20 protein-coding genes are annotated in these 20,601 nt (G+C 39.4%); 10 read left to right on the top strand and 10 right to left on the bottom strand.

Annotation, left to right across the window (positions count from 1 at the left end; all coding sequences use genetic code 11):
- Nucleotides 1-100: 100 nt before the first annotated feature.
- Nucleotides 101-1,645, bottom strand: coding sequence for a group II intron reverse transcriptase/maturase (locus tag AA650_RS24535; protein WP_053537706.1), 1,545 nt, complete (start codon nucleotides 1,643-1,645; stop codon nucleotides 101-103).
- 535 nt (nucleotides 1,646-2,180) lie between these two features.
- Nucleotides 2,181-3,005, bottom strand: a complete 825-nt coding sequence (locus AA650_RS24530) for an RNA-guided endonuclease InsQ/TnpB family protein (RefSeq protein ID WP_081424325.1) — start codon at nucleotides 3,003-3,005, stop codon at nucleotides 2,181-2,183.
- A 61-nt stretch (nucleotides 3,006-3,066) separates the two neighbouring features.
- Here AA650_RS24530 and AA650_RS28450 point away from each other — a divergent pair, with 61 nt between their 5' ends.
- Nucleotides 3,067-3,204 carry a hypothetical protein gene (locus AA650_RS28450; RefSeq protein ID WP_199924471.1) on the top strand — a complete coding sequence of 46 codons (138 nt, stop codon included), beginning with the start codon at nucleotides 3,067-3,069 and terminating at the stop codon, nucleotides 3,202-3,204.
- A 54-nt stretch (nucleotides 3,205-3,258) separates the two neighbouring features.
- Complete coding sequence (locus AA650_RS24525) at nucleotides 3,259-3,675, top strand: Coq4 family protein (protein ID WP_081424324.1); 417 nt, start codon at nucleotides 3,259-3,261, stop codon at nucleotides 3,673-3,675.
- On the opposite strand, the gene AA650_RS24520 is transcribed toward AA650_RS24525, so the two are convergent.
- The 3 genes from AA650_RS24520 to AA650_RS24510 all read right to left on the bottom strand — a co-directional run bounded on the left by AA650_RS24520 (nucleotide 3,659) and on the right by AA650_RS24510 (nucleotide 7,791).
- Nucleotides 3,659-4,084, bottom strand: a complete 426-nt coding sequence (locus tag AA650_RS24520) for a protease inhibitor I42 family protein (protein WP_039204826.1) — start codon at nucleotides 4,082-4,084, stop codon at nucleotides 3,659-3,661. The two genes, AA650_RS24525 and AA650_RS24520, sit on opposite strands and share 17 nt — an antisense overlap.
- Before the next feature lie 284 nt (nucleotides 4,085-4,368).
- Nucleotides 4,369-5,556, bottom strand: coding sequence for a C1 family peptidase (locus tag AA650_RS24515; protein ID WP_053541021.1), 1,188 nt, complete (start codon nucleotides 5,554-5,556; stop codon nucleotides 4,369-4,371).
- 921 nt (nucleotides 5,557-6,477) lie between these two features.
- Nucleotides 6,478-7,791, bottom strand: a complete 1,314-nt coding sequence (locus AA650_RS24510) for a pentapeptide repeat-containing protein (RefSeq protein ID WP_053541020.1) — start codon at nucleotides 7,789-7,791, stop codon at nucleotides 6,478-6,480.
- 480 nt (nucleotides 7,792-8,271) lie between these two features.
- Here AA650_RS24510 and AA650_RS24505 point away from each other — a divergent pair, with 480 nt between their 5' ends.
- From AA650_RS24505 to AA650_RS24490, 4 genes are all read left to right on the top strand, one after another.
- Nucleotides 8,272-9,015 carry a tetratricopeptide repeat protein gene (locus AA650_RS24505; protein WP_053541019.1) on the top strand — a complete coding sequence of 248 codons (744 nt, stop codon included), beginning with the start codon at nucleotides 8,272-8,274 and terminating at the stop codon, nucleotides 9,013-9,015.
- Between the two features lie 365 nt (nucleotides 9,016-9,380).
- Complete coding sequence (locus tag AA650_RS24500; RefSeq protein WP_053541018.1) at nucleotides 9,381-10,085, top strand: 16S rRNA (uracil(1498)-N(3))-methyltransferase; 705 nt, start codon at nucleotides 9,381-9,383, stop codon at nucleotides 10,083-10,085.
- On the top strand, nucleotides 10,082-10,699 hold the full coding sequence (locus tag AA650_RS24495; protein ID WP_053541017.1) for a TIGR04282 family arsenosugar biosynthesis glycosyltransferase: 618 nt from the start codon (nucleotides 10,082-10,084) through the stop codon (nucleotides 10,697-10,699). The genes AA650_RS24500 and AA650_RS24495 overlap by 4 nt, the downstream gene beginning before the upstream one ends.
- A 196-nt stretch (nucleotides 10,700-10,895) precedes the next feature.
- Complete coding sequence (locus AA650_RS24490) at nucleotides 10,896-11,660, top strand: WecB/TagA/CpsF family glycosyltransferase (RefSeq protein ID WP_053541016.1); 765 nt, start codon at nucleotides 10,896-10,898, stop codon at nucleotides 11,658-11,660.
- A 301-nt stretch (nucleotides 11,661-11,961) separates the two neighbouring features.
- Here the strand turns inward: AA650_RS24490 and menH are convergent, their stop codons facing one another.
- Together menH and AA650_RS24480 are read right to left on the bottom strand one after the other, a co-directional pair.
- Nucleotides 11,962-12,777: a 2-succinyl-6-hydroxy-2,4-cyclohexadiene-1-carboxylate synthase gene (gene menH / locus AA650_RS24485; protein ID WP_053541015.1), complete on the bottom strand. Its 816-nt coding sequence runs from the start codon at nucleotides 12,775-12,777 to the stop codon at nucleotides 11,962-11,964.
- Nucleotides 12,774-13,157: a metal-sensing transcriptional repressor gene (locus AA650_RS24480; RefSeq protein WP_053541406.1), complete on the bottom strand. Its 384-nt coding sequence runs from the start codon at nucleotides 13,155-13,157 to the stop codon at nucleotides 12,774-12,776. The genes menH and AA650_RS24480 overlap by 4 nt, the downstream gene beginning before the upstream one ends.
- A gap of 253 nt (nucleotides 13,158-13,410) precedes the next feature.
- Here AA650_RS24480 and AA650_RS24475 point away from each other — a divergent pair, with 253 nt between their 5' ends.
- On the top strand, nucleotides 13,411-14,622 hold the full coding sequence (locus tag AA650_RS24475) for an HhoA/HhoB/HtrA family serine endopeptidase (RefSeq protein WP_053541014.1): 1,212 nt from the start codon (nucleotides 13,411-13,413) through the stop codon (nucleotides 14,620-14,622).
- Between the two features lie 488 nt (nucleotides 14,623-15,110).
- Here the strand turns inward: AA650_RS24475 and AA650_RS24470 are convergent, their stop codons facing one another.
- A complete protein-coding gene (locus tag AA650_RS24470) occupies nucleotides 15,111-16,373 on the bottom strand; it encodes a mechanosensitive ion channel family protein (protein ID WP_027402898.1) in 1,263 nt (420 codons plus the stop codon).
- 198 nt (nucleotides 16,374-16,571) lie between these two features.
- Here AA650_RS24470 and AA650_RS24465 point away from each other — a divergent pair, with 198 nt between their 5' ends.
- The 3 genes from AA650_RS24465 (at nucleotide 16,572) to AA650_RS24455 (ending at nucleotide 19,530) form a co-directional block, all read left to right on the top strand.
- Nucleotides 16,572-17,381, top strand: coding sequence for a hypothetical protein (locus AA650_RS24465; protein ID WP_053541013.1), 810 nt, complete (start codon nucleotides 16,572-16,574; stop codon nucleotides 17,379-17,381).
- A gap of 451 nt (nucleotides 17,382-17,832) precedes the next feature.
- Nucleotides 17,833-19,110: an adenosylhomocysteinase gene (gene ahcY / locus AA650_RS24460; RefSeq protein WP_053541012.1), complete on the top strand. Its 1,278-nt coding sequence runs from the start codon at nucleotides 17,833-17,835 to the stop codon at nucleotides 19,108-19,110.
- A 93-nt stretch (nucleotides 19,111-19,203) separates the two neighbouring features.
- Nucleotides 19,204-19,530 carry a hypothetical protein gene (locus tag AA650_RS24455; protein ID WP_053541011.1) on the top strand — a complete coding sequence of 109 codons (327 nt, stop codon included), beginning with the start codon at nucleotides 19,204-19,206 and terminating at the stop codon, nucleotides 19,528-19,530.
- An 82-nt stretch (nucleotides 19,531-19,612) separates the two neighbouring features.
- Here the strand turns inward: AA650_RS24455 and AA650_RS24450 are convergent, their stop codons facing one another.
- Both AA650_RS24450 and AA650_RS24445 read right to left on the bottom strand, forming a co-directional pair.
- Nucleotides 19,613-20,212, bottom strand: coding sequence for an IS630 family transposase (locus tag AA650_RS24450; RefSeq protein ID WP_193899790.1), 600 nt, complete (start codon nucleotides 20,210-20,212; stop codon nucleotides 19,613-19,615).
- Nucleotides 20,212-20,571, bottom strand: coding sequence for a transposase (locus AA650_RS24445; protein WP_053541010.1), 360 nt, complete (start codon nucleotides 20,569-20,571; stop codon nucleotides 20,212-20,214). The genes AA650_RS24450 and AA650_RS24445 overlap by 1 nt, the downstream gene beginning before the upstream one ends.
- Between the last annotated feature and the right edge of the window lie 30 nt (nucleotides 20,572-20,601).

The raw sequence follows: 20,601 nt of genomic DNA, 5'->3' as shown, positions 1-20,601 counted from the left end.
GTGCAAATCCTCTAGGTAGAGTCGAGGAGGGATATTATTCCCTGCCCCTCTCTGTTAAATCTGGGCGTGCAACTTTCACTGCACCCAGCTTCCGATGTTCTTAGCTTTCGCTTTTGCTGATATGAATATAATCGTGGCAGCTTTCATGAATTGCTAGAAGGTTTTTAGGTTTACCATTCTTATGGTTTCCATCTATATGATGTAAATGTACCTTCTCATCACTGAGCATTTTTAAACCACAATGACCACATTTATGGCTTTGCCGTTTGAGGGCTTTAGAGGTATGGTTGTCATAGAGCTTGCTGTTACGCTCGCTCCAATAACTCAAATCTCCGTCATAGGGTGATTTCTCACCTTTAACGTTGATGTATTTGTTTTCGGAGTAAGGAACTGATGGAAACGCTTTATCTAGTAATTCCTTGCTAGTGTAGCGATTCTGTTTGGTTTCCTTGTTGAATACCCTGTAAGCTCTGTGTTGAATGTGGAATAACGAGTTGCGTGACCCTTTCATCTTACAAAAGCGGTGGTAGTTCCTCCAACCTCTAACTACAGGGGCTAATTTCTCAGCCTTAGTGATAGCACCATAATTCGAGTTGTTGACGATGTGTTTTACTTTCTTGCGAAAAGCTTTGAAGTTATCCACTGATGGAACGCATTTAAACTTCCCGTTTTTCTGGACTTTAAAGTGCCAGCCGAGGAAATCAAACCCACCTGTCGCGGCGGTTAGCTTGGTCTTTTTCTCACTGACTTTCATTCCCCGCTCTGCTAGGAACTGACTGATTTTGTCAAGTATAACGGTAGCATCGTCTTGAGGTCTAAGTATTATCACCATGTCATCCGCATATCGGACTGATGGTTCTATTACGTTGTTTCCGGCATCTTTATATCTGTGGATACTTTCGATGCCGTTTAAGGCGATGTTAGCTAATAGTGGACTTACTACCCCGCCTTGAGGTGTTCCCTGTTCTGGGAATTGAGGATTAACTCCGGCTTTGAGACAGCGGAATATTCCCTGTCTTATGCTATAAGGAGCGATGAGTCTATCCATGATGGCGGTGTGGTTTATCCTGTCGAAGCATTTTTCGATATCGAGTTCTATAACTCGTTTATCTATTCCTTTTCGTGTAGAGCATAGGTTGTTGTACAGGTATTTCTGTGCGTCATGCGCTGAACGACCCGTCCTAAACCCGTAGCTCCTGGCGTGAAAGGTTGCTTCGTGTGCTGGTTCTAATGCGTATTTGACAAGGCATTGGTAAGCTCTGTCTGCAATAGTGGGGATTTTCAGCATCCTCATAGTACCGTCCTTTTTGGGGATTGGTATTTCTCTTAATTCCTGGTGTTTCCAGTTGCTAACAGATGCTTTTAGCAGTTCATTAAGCTCGAAGCGTTCCTTAAAGGTAAGGGACTTTTTGCCATCAATTCCTGCGGTCTTTTTCCCAGCGTTTAGCTGTGATACTTGACGAATAGCCAGTAATCTTGCTGCGGTTGATTTCAGAATCAGCTTCTGTAGTGACTGCGCTTTCCGCTTGTCTCCAACTTGAACCGCTTTATACACTCGTTTTTGTAGGCGGAATAAGTTACGGCGGAATTGCTTCCAGGGTAACGTCTTCCAAGATTCACTAGAGTTTTCTCTGTGTCCAATCATGCTCTGCTCCAATTTGTGTATTCTGAACACCTCAGACCAATTACGGTCTGTCCTACCCGAATTGAAGGGATTCCGCTGCTCGTCCAGCCTACTTATGGGGTTCGACCGCCCCTAGACCTTCAATCCGTTTTTATTCGTTCCCTCGGTTGATTAATAGTTCCGTCAGGTGTAGCCATTTCAACCACTGGATTCCCTGGACTCTGACCGCTATTTAAAAAAGATGCGGCGGGATTTCGCTCCAGTGAAGTCAGGTTTTTGAGTTGTGTCCTGCTTGCGTGTAGGTTGCTTTTCTAGGCTCTGTTTCACCGTGGGAACTCCCCATTAACGCCAAGTGTCACCCCACAACGGATGTCTGATTGCGTCCTGTTCCCAGCTTCACCCTCTAGAAACCGAGTCTAGTCAGTGTGGGCAGGTAGGGAGTCATACCTGAGTCTGGTAGATGGGACTTGCACCCATATCAGACCGAGAGTTCAACCTTTCTCCTTAATTGGGTTAGGTTGGTTAGTTTATGTACGGACTGATTACCGTGATTCAACTAACAACGAATCGCACTCTTTATCACGCTGTGGTTTTTAGCTAGATAGTAGGTTAATTTGTGTATGGAATCCTGGCGAATATTAGAAACTTTGGCGTGTAATTTAGCCAATTTTCTCACAGCTTTTTTACGATTATTAGACCCCTTGACCTTCTGGGTAACGCTACGCTGTAAACGTTTCATGCGTTTACTCATCCGGCGGTAGGCTTTGGGGTTTTTGAATATTTCACCATTACTGCAAACTGCTAACTCCTTTATTCCTACGTCAACGCCGATGGTCGGTCTATCTGCAAGTATAGGAGGTTTTTCAATCTCGTACTTGACAGAAATAAACCATTTATCAGCCTGTCTAGAAATCACGCAATTATGAGTTGCTGTAATCGGTAAAGGTTCTGCTAAACGTACCCAGCCAATTGACGGTAATTTAATTCTTTTACCATCATTTTTAATCGCTGGTTTCGCCTTAGTTCCTGATTCTAAATAGAAAGAATCGTGTTGTCCTTTTTTCTTGAATCGTGGTTGTTTTGATGTTTTTTTGAAACACCTATCCCAAGCCTGGCGTAAATCAGCTAACGCCTTCTGAGGAACATTTTTATTAACTTCGTAATACCAAATATGCTCAGATTTTACCTCAGCAACTAACTTTTTATGCAGGTCAATCGCTGATGGTAATTTAAGTTTTTCGCCTTCTTTTTGAGTAACTAAGATATCTATAACTTGAGCATTTGCCCAGTTGTAAGCGTGTCTAGCTACTCCAGATGCTTTACGAAAAGCTGTAACCTGTCCGTTATTTGGAATTAACGCGGTTTTGAATGATAAAAGCATTGATTCGACCTTCAATGTTGTGTTACAATATTTAGTATACTCGATACTCTAGGATTTAGCAATGCCTAAAACTAAATTTAAACCACAAAATCAAGTAGCGTACGATAAATCACCTTTGCAGTTTAAGGTGTTGCCTGGGGTCAGAGAAAAAATTAAAACCGTCCCTAACACAGCAGCAACGGTTAAGGGAATTTGTTGATCAACTAATTGAAGACTTGGACAAACAGTAATATATGGATAGTTATGGGGAGAAATTATCAAGCTGTTCCTACCCCTTGCACATCATCTGCTGTCCAATAATTTACAACTCTTAAAACCAGGTCCTGTCGAAACCGATAGCCAATTCCTATTAGCCCACATCACTGAAACCCATGATATTTGGCATATCGTCACTGGTAGCAATACAAGTGTCCTGGGTGAAATTCAATTAGAAGCCTTTTGTGTTTCTCAGTTATATGCCAGCCGTTTTTGGTTGGGATTATTAACTAAAAATTTGTTGAAAGTTGTTTTATATGACATTGAACTTTCAACAAAATACATGGATGCTATTACCCAAGGATGGATCATGGCTAAACAGGCTAAACCACTATTTGGCATAGAATGGAATCTACTCTGGGAAACTCCATTGGCAGATGTGCGAAATTCCTTAAATATCATCCACGAATTTTGACGTTAATTTGATAGGTTTTTAAGGGCGGCAGATTTCTTTCCCAGGGACGTAAATAATGGAGTTCTAGCACTGCTGAACCCGAATTTTGGGCTAAAAACTGGAAAACTTGATTTTCAGATGCTCCTGGGGCTTCTGTCTCTAATGGCTTTAATACTGAATCTCCCAAAGGTTTGAGTTTGTCAGGGTCATTTTTAATAATTTGCCAACTATAGCCTGTTCCTGGATTAGTTAACAATTCAACAATCATCATATTACCTTTTTGAATAATAATCTGACTGTTATTGTTAGCATCATTGACAGTGATTTCTGATTTAGACATAGGAGGATTAGCCGTATTACTAACTTGAAAAATAATAGTCAAGGTAGTTAACAGAGAAATAATTAAAAAAACTCGCTTTGTAAGGGACATACAGCACTTTCTGATGTTAGGAGTGATTTTTTTTCATCTCGTTCCCAGTCTCTGACTGGGAACGAATTCTAGAAGGCTCTGCCTTCAATGATATTATACTCCGCAAGGGAATAAATTGAGCTTTTGCTTAAAGGTAATATATGGATGTAAAAACGCAAGTTATTACCTTCTCAAGTATAGAGGCAGAGCCTCATCAACTGCATTCCTAGTCAGAGACTAGGAACGAGATGTGGTAGGGATTTGAGCTTAAGTTGACACCAATGGGTTAGCTAAAGTCAAAACAATTATCGAGAGATGTTTTTGGAATTAACTTTAATTAATTCTGGATTGATTTTTAAAGGAGTGATTTTTTTCAACAAGTCAGGAGAAAGCTTGTAGAAATTGCTTCTAGCTTGAGTCCAAGCTGCGCCATAACCGATGCTATTGCTGTTATAGCCAATCCACATATAACCATTGTCACCCCAACCTGTACCCCAAGAATTCTTGATTAACCAAGCTTGTTTTTGATCATCCCAACCAATGAGGGTGACACCATGATTAATAGGACCATTTGCTTGCTCGTTAAATACGCCGCTAACATAACCTTGGAAAGCAGGAGTAACTCTCACTGCAACTGTTAAGGGTCCATATTTGCACATAGCCAGTTTCATTTCTGCAACTGTGGGAATTCCGCCGTTTGGTTTAACATATCCCCAGGCTATGGAACGGTAGGGAGTGTCTACGCTGGGATTGTAGGGATTGTTGGTGGCGGTGTAGGGTACTGTGGCTTCGGTGGCTGTGCCTTTGTTAATGAGGAAATCAAATGCTTTAGACCACCAACCCCCACCACAACTACCTGCACCACCCCAGTTAATAATTTGCTGTTCGGAAGCATCAGCAGCGGAGTTATTGCGAATGAGGTTATTCCCTTCGTAAGCTCCCAAGGTAGCAAATGCCCAACAACTACCGCAACCTCCTTGGTTACGAACTGGGGTAACTTTATTTAAATTCCGCCAGTCAAAGGATTTGGCTGAGGCAAAACAGCCATTACGTTTAATTAATTGTAATTCAGGGATTACGCCGGGATTGATACGTTCAAATTTCTCACGTTCGGCTGAATCAAGATTTAAGATTTGTGCTGCAACGGCGTTTTGGATGTTAGCCTGTGTTGGTAAATCATCTGGTGCTTGGGTGGCGGCTAGTTGCTCTAGTTTATAATCTAAGGCTGTGGTGTAACCTACCTGAAAGGTGAAGTTTTTTGACTGGATATCCCGGCGTAATTCCAGTAGTTGATTTTTAATGATTAAGGGAGCTTTTTGTTCTCGTTCAAGATAAAGGGGATTGATTTTGATTTGCGATAAATTTTTATCTACAGTTTGAGATGGGGGGATTCTTATTTGGGTTTTAATTGGTTGAGCAAGAGCTATGTTTTGGAAGATTCCTAAACTCAATAAAGCCGCAGTAGATATTTGCAGAAATTTAGAATTTCTCATCAATTTAAATCCTCCTTAAACTTGTTAGTTCAGTTTTAGTTCTGTTTTTTAAAGATTTTTTTACCCATTACCCATAGGTATTGCTGTTGACTTGTGGTTTATAGGTTTAGTTCCAAGATTTTTGAATATTAAGAATTGTCAATTTCCTGTTAGATAGGTCAAAGACAAAGTTTGAGGAATTACGCAACTGATACATTGGAAGGGTGCGTCAGACTACATAAATCCTGCAAATAAACAGATTTTTGGTGTGGCACTTGCGTAAGTTGTAAGGTTATAACTATACAATTAAAGTTCAAGTAAGGCTATACTTGTTATAGTCTTAGGGACTTCCAAGAAATAAATTACCCTAATAAACGAACCACAGAGGCACAGAGGACACGGAGGAAGAAGAAATTAATCATTTTTGTCAAAGTCACTCGATTCGCAAGTTGTCTTTATTTGGTTCAGTATTAAGAGATGATTTTACAAAAGAGAGGATATCCAGATAGTTGAAACTGTTCCCTGTTCCCTGTTCTCTGCCCTCACAGACAACTTTTTCAGCAAACCCTAAATAGGCAGATAGATTTAAGAACATCAGCCGATTTAAGTCGTTATTTTCGTGAGCAAGTCTTAATAGAAGCAATGGTTATTTATGAGCAAAATTGATGATTTAACTCGGCTAAAACACATCAAAGATTGGGCAAGGGAAGCGTTATATGGCTCTACCGGATCTACCGTTCCCTTTATGTAAAACAATATTTATTGTAGGTTTGGTTGAGGGACTGAGGGACGTTTACGAAGTGTGGCGATAGCTTGCGTGGCGACGTAGGAGCCATAGCCATAACCCAACACCTCCTACTATCCTCTCGCTAATGTTGGGTTTCATGCTTCAAGCCAACCTACGAAAATTAAATTAATGGTCAATTGCCTCTTTCCTAAATTTTATCTTCCCAATTTGTTAGGAATCCCTTGACAACCACCGGGAATTGTCCGTCTGGTTTTTTCTCCACACCAAGTACAGCAATAGTGACGGGTAGATTCGGACATTCTTTGGGCGTTGGTGAAGTCGGCATTTTCGATAACTGCGCCGGTGTGTTCTCCTGTTTCGTAGTTGGGTGGTTCGCTGCGACTGCGGGGGGATGCCTGTTCAGGTAAACCATAAAATAGGCGCACTCCATTTAAATCGGCGTTGCTCAAATTGGCATCATATAAGATTGTGCGGGCAAGGTTGGCTTTGACTAAATCGCAATTACTCAGATTAGCACGAATGAGGTTAGCTTCACTTAAATCTGTCCAGCGTAAATCATTGTCGGCTAAATCTGCACCTGCTAACATGACACCTAAATCAATGACGCGCACTCCTTCTAAAAGATCTTCGGCATAACCACCACTACCATCTAGAATAGCTCTTCCTAGTCGGCGATCGCGCTGGAGGGGAGAGAGTAATTTGGAACGGGAGAGAAATCGCAGAATTTTGGCTTTACCACTGCCATCTACACTACTAAATATAGCGGCGGTGCGTCCTTCAGCGATCGCTCTTTCTTGTGGCCAATCTTCTAATAATCCTTCTTCATCTAATACTAGGTCAGAAATTCCTTGAAAGTAGGAATCTATGGTTTGCTGTTGGGTAATAATGTTTTGCTGTACAGTTAGCAGGTTTTGTTGAATGGTGAGGTCTTTAGAAATTACATATTGTCGCCATGCTACATAAACGGCGATGATAGCAATGGCAATTTGTCCCAATGCTCCAAACCATTCTGCTAAAGTCCCAGAAGCATCCCAGTTAACTCTTTTTCCCCAACTCAGTAAACCACTACCCAAATTAGTAAATCTGAATAAGCCAATTATTGCTACTATTACTCCTATTAAGCCAATAAATACATTTCTATCTTGAGGTGAAAACCATTCTTGAATAATATTTTGCAGCCACGGGAACAGGATTAACAGTGATAAAATCAAGGTTGCTAAAGTTCCCACAATCCCCAGAAATGAGTTATTAATGACAATACTAATGATAGTTGTGGCGATCGCCAAACTGGTAAATAATAAAATTCTTGGGGTAATAGCAGTTTGCAAACTGGAGTTACTTTCCACAAGAAACGTAGCCCCTTTGCTCATGTTCGCCTTGAATGCAGATTGTCCAAATATTTGTTTTTTTCCTAATCCTTCTGTTAGTAATGAGTGATCACTACCATCAGTTGCTAATTCATCTGCTTGATTTATTTCTGAGTTGGATGAGTCAGGTTCAATACTCATATTTTTAGTTTCCTCCCATCGTCTCATTATCAATTTAATTGCTGTCAAAACACTTGTATTCACAGTATTATATAATCTTTATCCTCAATCTCAGATCAATCTGGATAATTGATCACAGATAAATACGGATAATTATGATTCTGTGCGGTTGTAAATCAATTTTTTTGTCTCCACAAGCAACAAGCACGTAATTTTACCACAAATCATTTAGAATTTTTATGTGGGATGATTCTTTTTTTTGGCAACTCACCAAATGACTCCGCCACAACAGCTATAAATAAGATCCCCGACTTCTTAGAGAAGTCGGGGATCTGACTCTGGCAGATATGGTATAATATTCATACTTTATGAAAACCTTATCCAAATCTTCATCTTGAGTTTACATAAATAAAAAACAATTAGTAATGATTAGTTGATTTCGATACGACTTAGAAGTTTCCATCAGTTTTAGGATAATTATATGATTTTTGTAGGTGCAACATGGTAGTTTGGCGAAAATTAATTGCCTCTAGTTTAATTAGTTTTCTGGCGATTGGCTGTAGTGATTTGGCAAATTCTTCTCCAGATAATACTCAACAAGTTGCCCAGGAAAGCAATGTTAATCAACTAATTACAGAGGTGCAAGATAGTCAAAAAGCCAAAAATTTATTACTACAAGGTAATGGTTTGTTGGATACCCATCGTTATCAAGAAGCTTTAAATGTATATAATCAGGTCATAGCTATTAAAGCTGATAGTGCGGAGACTTGGGTAAATCGTGGTAATGCTTTAATTGCTTTGCAACAGTATCCAGAAGCGGTATTATCTTATGATAAGGCGATCGCTATTCGTCCAAATAAAGATGAGGCTTGGTATAATCGTGGTAATGCTTTAACGGCTTTAGGAAATTATGAAGAAGCTGTTAAATCATACAATGAAGCGATCGCTATTCACTCGAATAAACATGAAGCTTGGATTAACCGAGGCATTGCTCTGACTAAATTACAACGCTACAAAGAAGCTTTGGCATCTTACAATCAAGCAATTACTATTCAACCCAATTTGCACCAAGCATATTATAACAAGGCTTGTAATTATGCCTTGCAAAATAATCTCGAACTAGCAATTGATAACCTCAAAAAAGCTATTCAACTTGTACCCAAAAAATATCAAGATTTAGCGAAAACCGACCCAGATTTTGCTAAAATTCGCGGTGAACAGCGGTTTCAAGCATTATTACATTGACACTCTCCGGTCTAAAGACCTATACTCAAAACGGCTAGAAGCTGGACTTTTTTATCATACAAAGAACAAGGTTCAAAGCCTTTCCCTAACCCTCTCCTAAGAAGAGAGGAAAAAGGAATAACATTTAATATTGGAGAGATTTACCAGAGGGGGTTCATATTTGGTTAAACTTATGAACCGTTTGCAGTATATCACCTTCCCAGATTTAAGGGACTTCCAAATAAAAAAACACTCAGCTACCTAACGCAAAAAATCTCTCAAACCCTCATTCCTCCGTGTCCTCTGTGCCTCTGTGGTTCGTTTATTAGGGTAATTTATTTCTTGGAAGTCCCTAAGACTATTCTTACTTTCTGACTCCTGCTAATATGTCCCAACTTCAACGCATTACTGTTCATCCCCAACAACTTCAAGCTAACAAACTTGTATTAACACCTCAACAACAACATTATTTGCTGCGGGTATTGCGCTTGCGAGATAGTGATAAATTTATTGTGATGGATGGTATGGGGAAATGGTGGTTAGCGCAGTTACAAGGGGAACAAGGAGAGATTTTAGAACCGCTGGAGGTAAAAACTGAATTACCTGTGGCTATTACCTTGATGATGGCATTACCCAAAGGCAATGGATTTGATGAAATTGTCCGGTGTTGTACTGAGTTAGGGGTAACTTGTATTGCACCTATTTTGAGCGATCGCACCCTATTAAATCCCAGCCCCAAAAAACTAGAACGTTGGCAGCGTATAGCCTCAGAAGCCGCTGAACAGTCAGAACGGGCTGTAGTTCCCACCATCCTCCAACCAGTAGCTTTCAACACTGCCATCAAAGAAAATATTGCCACTCATCGTTATATCTGTGAAGCTCGTGGAGATTATCCTCATTTACAGCAGATAATCAATAAAACTGCAAATGAGATCATTATTGCCATTGGCCCAGAAGGAGGTTGGACAAATCAAGAAATAGAAATAGCCATAGAATCAGGATTTCAGCCCATTTCCTTGGGTCGTCGGATTCTTCGCGCAGTCACCGCACCCATAGTTGCCATATCTTTAATAGCAGCAAATTTTGAATGATATCTTGGAAACCATCAAAACAACACCTGATTATTTTTACCCGCTACCCAGAACCAGGGACAACAAAAACCCGGTTAATACCTGTTTTGGGTGAAGTTGGTGCTGCTAACTTGCACAAACAAATGACCGAACATACTATTTTTCAGGTCAAAGAACTGCAAAGGACCACCAGAGTATCCGTAGAAGTGCGGTTTACAGGTGGTAATTTGGAAAAAATGCAAAATTGGTTAGGAAATGATTTAAAATATCAATCTCAGGGCGAAGGAGATTTGGGAGCAAAAATGGAGCGATCGCTCATCAATGCGTTTAATCAAAAAGCAGAACGAGTCATCATCATTGGTACAGACTGCCCTGATCTAAACTCGCAAATTTTAACAACCGCCTTCGAGGAATTAAAAGTTTGTAATCTTGTCCTGGGTCCTGCCCTAGACGGTGGTTATTATTTAATTGGGTTACAACAACCAATAGCAGAATTATTTACAAATATTTCCTGGGGAACCGCTCAAGTATTTGTAAAAACAGTAGAAATTGCCCAGAAGTTAAACTTATCAATGAGCTATCTGCAAACTTTAGCGGATATTGATCGTCCAGAGGATCTTAACCCCACTTTCTGATGTTATGAGGTACACTTTCCTATCGCAAAACCTGTAGGGGCGCAGGGTCTGCGCCCTCCACTGTATTTCATGAAACCGAGAATTGCTGTAACACCTAAACTGTTTTACTTGACAAATTCTTGTCATTCATTCAGGGAAAAACTTGATACACTAATCTTTATCAAACATTCTCCTAAATTCTGATTTTAAAAAAACTATGTTTAAATTCCCGCAAGCATTACCCGTACTAGGCTTACCAGTGCATATAATGAATAATTATCCAAACTGGTTATTAGATTGCTTAAAAGCAGGTCAAGGGACTCATGTCGTCACCCTCAATGCCGAAATGACTATGCAAGCAGAGCGCAATCTCCCATTAGCAAAAATCATTAAAAATGCTGAATTAGTTATTCCCGACGGCGCAGGAGTAGTTCTCTATTTACAATATTTATTAGGACAAAAAGTGCAACGGTTTCCCGGAATTGAATTAGCAGAAAGCCTTTTACAAATAATAGATCAAGAACAAACATCTGCTTCAATATTTTTCTATGGAGGCGCACCAGGAATAGCCGAAAAAGCAGCAGATTTATGGCAAAAACAACTTCCCACTCTCAAAATATCCGGCACACATTCTGGTTATCATTCCCCAGCAGAAGAACAACAGTTATTGCAAACTCTGACTCAACTACAGCCACAAGTAATATTTGTTGGTTTGGGAGTACCACGTCAAGAATTATGGATTGCTGAACACCGTCATTTGTGTCCTCACTCCATTTGGGTAGGTGTTGGTGGTAGTTTTGATATTTGGTCAGGTGGAAAAACTCGCGCCCCCCGTTGGTTAGCAAATAATAACTTAGAATGGCTATATAGACTATATCAAGAACCTTGGCGCTGGCAACGAATGTTAGCCTTACCAGAGTTCGCCTTTAAATCCTTAATTTATCGTTGGACTCATAAAGATGTTAATAGTTGGGAGTTCTGAGTGCAACGGTAATAGGGTTCTTTTTAGGAACTACGGTCAGAAACGGTAAGTTCTACCGAGATTGTCTGTGGAGCGGGCAAACAAGATTGGAAGTCATTCTAAGACCGCGATGAAGCAGGAAATAAACACTAAGATTATCGCTGTCCAGATGTGTCTAGACTTTGGTAATTTTGGGTAAGTTTTATAGAACGGAAACAGTTCGCAACGTAGGGGCGCAGGGTCTGCGCCCAGAATTCGGTAACAACAACAATGAGAAATCTGTAATGTACCAAATTATTGATAATGGTGCGTTACGCTGTCGCTAACACACCCTACTAAAAAATTTTTGCATATTTTGCACAAATGCTACAGTGTTTTCTAGATGAATATTATGTGCAATTTGATCAATTATTTGTAATTTAACAAAGTTACATTTTTTGGTAACTTCCATATTAATTTTCATAAATTTTTCATCTTCCTCACCAACTAATAATAATAGAGGAATAGTATTTTTAGGTAGAAATTCCCATAAACTAGGTTGAGAACCTGTTCCCATAAATTGCAGTGATTTAACTAAATTTAGCGGATTATTTGCTAATCTACTGGCTATCATAGATTGGTATTGTGGATGATTTTTAATATCCCCAAAAATTGGCTGTTGATACCAATTATGGAGAAAGTAATCAAAATCATCTTTATTTGTCATTCTCGTTAATTTTTTGGCTATTTGAGCATCACTTTTAATTCTAGCCAACCTTGCGGTTTCTGTGGCTAAACCAGGAGAAGCAGATTCTAGGATAACTTTAATAAATCTTTGGGGAAAATACAGAGTCAGATATAAGGCTAATCTTCCTCCCATTGAGTAACCAATTAAATAACACTGGTCAATTTTTAATTGATCTAATAATTGGATAATCGCTGCGGCTGTAGATGCCATTGTATAACATTCATCATCTAAAACATGAGTTTTGCCATGTCCCGGTAAATCAATGGTAAGATGGGAAAAATCATCAACTAGTAGTTTTATGGCTTGATCAAATTCATAAATATTCCCCATGAAGCCATGTAAAAACAGAATTATTGGTTTGTTTGGTTGATGATTTAAAGAATAGTGAAATTGATATTTATGGATAATCAAGGCAAAAATCTATCTAAAGCGGCTTTTAATTGTTCAATTTCTGATTCTATATTACCTGCTTGAGCGGCTCTACCAATACATTCAGTTAAATGTTCGTCTAGGACAATTCGTGCTACTTTATCTAATGCTCCTCGCACGGCGGCAATTTGTAATAATACATCAGGACATGGCGTATTTTGTTGTACCATTGTCTTGATTCCGCGAACGTGACCTTCTATACGTGATAGTCGGTTAATAATCCGCCGTAAGGACTCTTCACTGTGGACATGAGGATGAACAGAATCAATGTGTGTATGATCCGTATGACTGTGATTGTGGATATGTTCGCCTGGTTCTGATACAGGTGAGGAGTTGTTTGTGATGGGGGTTGCTCCATTCATGAGTTGTTCTATGAATATTGGTTTTGGCATTTTGGCTCTAATCAATATTTTAGCCTAGAGAGATAGGAATTTTGTATGTTGTTTAACTGCTGCTACTGAATTAGTGACAGATGGGAAATATTCATGTTTGAGCCAAGATTTGGCAAAATCCCCGAAACTTAAATGTGAGTGAAAATGTCAATAAACTAGAATGAGATGTAGATAGATTTATCAAGAAACAGCAAAAACTAGGCTTGTAGATTAGGTTGTGATTATGCGATTTTTTCAAATGCCCCGGTCTATTAGACAACTCAGTACCCATGTGTTAGCGATTTTTATGGGAGTGGTCTTGACTGTCACTTCCCTGCGGGTGTTACCTTCAGCAGCAGAACCGGGTCCAAATCCTGTCACTGAGTCATTCACACAAGTTGCTCAAAAACCATCTCCTGCTACTGCTGTCATTGGTAGTCACAGTTTTGTGACAGCAGCGGTGAATCGTGTGGGTGCGGCAGTGGTGAGAATTGATACTGAACGAACGATTACTCGCCGAAATGATCCGATGATGGAAGATCCATTTTTTCGGCGGTTTTTTGGTGATAGCTTTCCCCAACAATCACCGACGGAACAATTACGGGGTTTAGGTTCTGGTTTTATTCTTGACAAAAGCGGCGTAATTCTCACTAATGCTCACGTAGTTGATAAGGCTGATAAGGTTACAGTCCGTCTAAAAGATGGTCGCACTTTTGAGGGTAAGGTGAAAGGCATTGATGAAGTTACGGATTTGGCTGTAGTTAAGATTAATGCTGGTAAAGATTTACCTGTTGCCCCTTTGGGTGCTTCTAATAATGTTCAGGTGGGAGATTGGGCGATCGCGGTGGGTAATCCGTTAGGATTTGATAATACTGTTACCTTGGGGATTGTCAGCACCCTAAAACGTTCGAGCGCTCAAGTAGGAATCAGTGATAAACGGTTAGATTTCATCCAGACTGACGCAGCTATTAACCCCGGTAACTCTGGTGGACCATTATTAAATGGTTTAGGCGAAGTGATTGGAATTAATACCGCAATTCGCGCCGATGCGATGGGGATTGGGTTTGCAATTCCTATTGATAAGGCTAAGGCGATCGCTGTACAATTGCAACGAGATGGCAGAGTTGTTCACCCATACTTAGGTGTGCAAATGGTGACATTAACACCGGAATTAGCAAAACAAAATAACAATGATCCTAATTCCATGTTTGCAATTCCTGAAGTTAAAGGAGTTTTAGTCATGCGAGTTGTCCCTAATTCTCCGGCTGCAACTGCGGGTATCCGTCGCGGTGATGTGATTGTACAGATTGATAGTAAAGAAATTACTAGTGCTGAACAGTTACAAGGTGTAGTGGAAGACAGTACCCTTGGTCAAGCGTTGCAGATAAAAGTGCAAAGAGGGAATCAGACACAGATGCTTTCCGTCCGCACCGCTGAGTTGAAAGACCTTTCTTAGTTAGTTTTGAGTATGGGGGTATGCTTCATTCAATGGTGTCAACTTATACTCAATACGGCTTAATTATTTGATTCTGCGGGTAGGGGTAAAGCAAGAGCTTCATTGGTGTCAACTTAACATAAAACATTTATCCCCCAAAGAACTCAAGTCATCTCATTCCCAGTCTCTGACTGGGAATGAATTCTAGAAGGCTCTGCCTTCAATGATATTAGAGGCAGAGCCTCATTAACTGCATTCCTAGTCAGAGACTAGTAGTCTGTCAACCCGAAAATGACGGGTGAAGGCAAGCAGGGGGAGAAGAGAGGCAGGGGGGGTAGGGGAGGGAAGAACAGAAGTTTTTTCCGATCATTACCCGTCAAAATAAATTTGACGAACTACTAGGAACGAGATGATGATAGCGTAGCGTGGCCTTAGCTATATTCCCAGTCTCATAGCAAAAGTTTTCTTTTGATGACTGAATAACTAGAAAATTTTTGAACTTGTTTAGGCTAAAATTCAGTAACCCAATTGGCTTGTTGGGGTACGGGAATATAAATTCCGGCTGCGTCTAAGGAAATTTTGAGACGACGACGGTATTCTCTGGCTACAGTCCATTGCTTGAGGGGCTGAGTTTTGATTAAGACGCGAATCATGATACCGCGATCGCTAAAATGTTCGACTCCTAAAACATTCGGCTTTTCCAGAATTTGATGTTGCCATTCGGGATCTTGACTCATCTCCAAACCCACATTTTCAATTAATTGTAAAGCTTTGTCTACATCAGCTTGATAAGAAATCGGAATACTTAAATCAGCCCGTGACCAGCGGCTGGAGAGATTAGCTACAATCTTGACTTCACTATTGGGAATGGTAATTAAACGCCCTTCTGAATCTCGAACTTGAGTCATTCGTAGATTCAACTTTTCCACCAAACCGCCCACAGTGCCGACGGTAATCATATCACCCAGAGCATATTGATCTTCAAAAATAATTAGAAAGCCGTTAATTGCGTCTTTGATTAAGTTTTGGGAAGCGAGAGATATAGCCACACCGACCAAACCGGCACCAGCCAGAAGAGGAACAATATTTATTCCCAAGGCAATTAAGGACATTAAAATTCCCGCACCTACCCAAATAATGGTGGTGATACTTTTAGTGACACCGGAAAATGTGGATATTCTCAATTGTAGACGTTCGGAAGTTTCTGGAGTTAGTAATGCTCCACCACTAATGATGGTAGAGGTAAAATGATCGATGATAGCATAAGTAAACCTGACTATGACATACGTTCCCACACCAACAATAATTAATTTGATGGGAATTTTGGCAATGGTGAGAATCCCAATTTGTAAGGCTTGGGTAGCAGGAAATAGTCCTAAAATAATTAAATTACCACTGACCCAAATTCCAGCTTGTGCAAGTTGAAATAGTCTGGTTTTAACTTCTTGAAGATGTTGCTGTTGTTGATTAATTAATTTGGTAATGGGTTGATCATCTAAGGAATTAGACTCAAATGATTTTAGTAAATTATTACTTAAACGTTTTTGGAAACGACGGACTCCCCAACTCATAATCATCATAGTGATGGTACTAGCAGTAGCAATACCAACTTGTTGGAAAAATTGAGTTTGCGTTTCTGGTTGTGGTTGGGTTAATGCTGTTTTGATAAATGCAGTTTTGTGTAAATTCTCTGGAGTTTGGGTTGTAGCTTTAGGTATAGGTGCAATAGATATGATCATTGAACCCGTAATAGCTAAAAATTGAACTAGCACTCAAATACCTCCTTGGGTAATTCGCAAGGTTGCTATAGTCTTATCAGAGAAGGATGAAAAAGCCAAAAGTTAGATCAGGTCTTAATCTTACTTATATTGAAGATAAAGGTAGTATCTACTAGCTAATAGGTATTTATGATAAAATATGGCTAATTAAATGTATAATATCTTAGAAATAATATTTTTGAAAAATTTCCTATGTCTCGACCATCTTTTGTGATTTTTGCCCAAAATTACCTTTCTGCACTACTTAGTAATTATGGTAATGTTTTCCTGAATGAACTTATTCCCCGCAACCCTAAATTAAGAGTCTATAAACATCCTTCTCGATTTGGTTGGGAACGTACATATATAGAAACACTCTTTACTAATAACCCTAATATATTAGTTAGTCCCGAAGTGGTGGCGGAAGCAAAAATAGTAGATGTATTGTTTGAACCTGATATTAATAAATCTAGGATATCCTTGGGATTATTGGGAGAACTTACTTCAACTCCCTGTATTATTCAACCTCTACGCTGGACACCAAACACGCAGGAAGTAAGAAACTGTATAAATCATTTTTTAACGTGGACAAGTGAAACTAATGGCGGGATTATTCCTGTAAATGAAACTTTAAAAGATATAGATCGGGAAAAATCGGAAGAGGATGATAATAAAACTCAATTGATCATCGTTCCCTCTATTTTTCCTGACCATTTTCAAGGATTTGGAATTAAATCATCTGCTGTGAATATTCCAGGTGTTTATAATTTACCTGCAATTTTTTCTACTACTATCGTTGTTACAAATGAACTACCTATAGATATTTCCACTCTCTGGTTGAGGATTTTAGGACGGGGAAAGACTCAAAGACAGGCGATAATAGAACTTTTTCACTCAGGTATTGATGATCCGCTTTATACTTTAGCTCGGCAACAGTTACAACAATGGTATCAATTTTTATTACAAGGTGATATTGGTAAAGAATCTCATCTGTTGATACAAACTTTGGCTTCATTAACTTAGAAAATACTCTCACCCCTGCACACTAGCAATTATCTGGCCGATATCCTGGGGAGTTGCACCAGTAGCTAACATTGCACGTATTAATAACTCAATGGAAACAGAATCATCTCCATTTTCAGCATTAGCAATTCTGGGTTGACTATCTTATGACTTACACAAAATATCTCTGAAACCCTCTTTTCTTCGTTTTCTTCGTTCCTTCGTGGTTCGTTCTCTCATGATTTGTACTTAACTTCTGAACTTATCCATGTAATAAAACTAGAGGTTTATCAGTTTTTTCCATATTTTTACTATATCAAATCTGATATATTTCGGCATATAATTGGCAAAATTACTTTTGCTGATAAATCGGGAATCAGTATTTACGAGAAAATATGGCTAGTTGTCAGAAAATATTGTTAAAGTACGTAAAGGTTTATAGACCTGTTTCATTTTTTAGAGGATAATTTTCATGATTGCAACAACTCCCATATTAAAGCACGAGGTTAAAGACCTCGCCCTCGCTCCCTTGGGAAGACAACGGATTGAATGGGCTGGAAGAGAAATGCCCGTATTGAAGCAAATCCGCGATCGCTTTGAGAAAGAAAAGCCCTTTGCTGGATTGCGTATTTCAGCTTGCGCCCACGTCACCACAGAAACTGCACATTTAGCGATCGCTCTCAAAGCCGGTGGTGCTGATGCAGTCTTAATTGCCAGTAACCCTTTATCAACTCAAGATGACGTAGCTGCAAGTCTTGTAGCCGATCATGGAATTGCCGTATTTGCTCAAAAAGGCGAAGATGCCGCTACATATAACCGCCACGTCCAAATCGCCTTAGATCATCGCCCCAACATCATTGTTGATGACGGTAGCGACGTGGTAGCAGAATTAGTTCAACATCGTCAACACCAAATCGCCGATTTAATTGGTAGCACCGAAGAAACCACAACTGGGATCGTGCGGTTACGCGCCATGTTTAAAGAAGGCGTTCTCACCTTCCCAGCGATGAACGTCAACGACGCAGACACCAAGCACTTCTTTGATAACCGCTATGGTACTGGTCAATCTACCTTAGACGGGATTATCCGCGCTACAAATATTTTGTTAGCTGGTAAGACTGTTGTGGTTGTCGGTTATGGCTGGTGTGGTAAGGGTACAGCCCTCCGCGCCCGTGGTATGGGTGCAAACGTCATCGTTACCGAAATTGACCACATCAAGGCAATTGAAGCCGTTATGGATGGTTTCCGCGTGCTACCAATGGCGGAAGCAGCACCTCACGGTGATATCTTCATTACTGTGACAGGTAACAAGCACGTCGTTCGTGGTGAACACTTCGATGTCATGAAAGACGGTGCGATCGTTTGTAACTCTGGTCACTTTGATTTGGAACTTGATTTGAAATACTTAGCCGCTAATGCTAAGGAAATCAAGGATGTCCGTCCTTTCACAGAAGAGTATAAATTGACAAATGGTAAATCCGTTGTCGTTCTCGGACAAGGACGTTTGATTAATTTGGCTGCGGCTGAAGGACACCCCAGCGCAGTTATGGATATGAGTTTTGCTAACCAAGCATTAGCTGTTGAATACCTGGTGAAGAATAAGGGTAGTTTAGCTGCTGGTTTGCACTCTATTCCTAGAGATGTGGATGAAGAAATTGCTCGTTTGAAGTTGCAAGCTATGGGCATTTTCATTGATAGTTTGACAGCAGCGCAAATTGACTATACCAATTCTTGGCAGTCTGGAACGTAAGTCATTAATTAGTTGATTTTTTGGGGATAGGCTTTTAGGCTTATCCCTAATGTATAATGGTGCAATCAATTTATAGAGTTTAATTGCCTTCTTATGAACAAAAAACTTGTTGACTATGTTCAAAAAATTGAAGCTGGTTCTGAAGAAATTTTAAGCTCTGAATCTTCTTCCAAAAACACAACTGATGGTACAGGCAGCAATATAAATACTACAACTGTGATTTACAAATTTAAAGATGGAGTATCAATTGAATATGAACGAGAACATGATGATGGAAGTCCTTATCCAGGATGTCAAACATTTTTCTATACCTATAGGGTAATAAATACTAATAATTTTATTTTTGATGGAGAAACTACAGAAGTTTTTAGTAGTAAATCAGAATTTTGCACTTGGTTAGATAGAGCAAACAATTCATAAGTAATAAATTTTTTTTGGCTTGTTTTGACTTTTGAGGCTATTTACAGCAGTTTGCGATCAAGTCCAGTACAAAAATAGCTATCTAAATAGGGTCAAAAAACAATCCACAATGATTAAACCAATTGAGAGCATTTTCATCAGTAATAGCATTAACCGCCATAGTAATTGCCTCATCAAGAGCATCAAAACTACGAGCTTTTGCAGAACGTAAGATTTCTTTTAACTTTGACCAACATAATTCAATGGGTGATAAATCAGGGGAGTATGGAGGTAAAAATTTAACCTTTGCTCCAACAGATTCAATCAAAATTCTTGCCTTTTCAGCATAATGTACAGGTAAATTATCCATGACTACAATTGCGCCAATCCACAACTGAGGTAGTAAGATTTGTTCAATGAAAACTAAAAAACTAGTAGTGTTTAAACTACCAGGAAAGGTCATAGTGGCAATTAACCCTTCATCACTCATAGCTCCAATTAATGTGATGTTTTTACCTTTATTTCCTGGACGATCATCATAGACCCTTTCACCTTCAACACCTCTACCGTAGTTTCGTGTCATAGCCAGGTGTACACCTGTTTCATCAATGAATACAAGGTTTTTGACATCTATTGTATCTAGCCAACGTCGAAATTCATAACGCATTTCTTGTACTCTTTGTGTTTCTTGCTCACTTGCCACTAAAGTTTTTTTTTACGTCTTAAATCTAAGCGTTTTAGAGTTCGGGATAAACTGGATATACTTACCTCTATTTCTGTTTGATCCTTTATTGCTGCTTGAATTTCCCGTAAATATATATCATTCTGCTCTATCACTATTTTCTTCAACAATTCTTCCTCTTTACCTTTAATTAAAGAACGGCGGTCTCCACCTTGGGGTTTGGGTTCTATCTTCCCCGTTTCTCTATATTGGCGGAAAAATTCACTGATAAATGATAGGCTCACTTTAAATCTCGCTGCTAACTCTCTTTGCGTACCTTCTTTATTTTGCCAAGCACTTAATATTTTTTGTCTTATATCAGTCGAATATGCTGCTGCCATATATCTCAATTATTTTCTTTTTTTTACATC

Origin of the sequence: Anabaena sp. WA102 (assembly GCF_001277295.1) — a bacterium.
GTDB lineage: Bacteria > Cyanobacteriota > Cyanobacteriia > Cyanobacteriales > Nostocaceae > Dolichospermum > Dolichospermum heterosporum.
The sequence above is the reverse complement of the archived record's forward strand: the minus strand, read 5'-3'. Positions and strand labels throughout refer to the sequence as shown.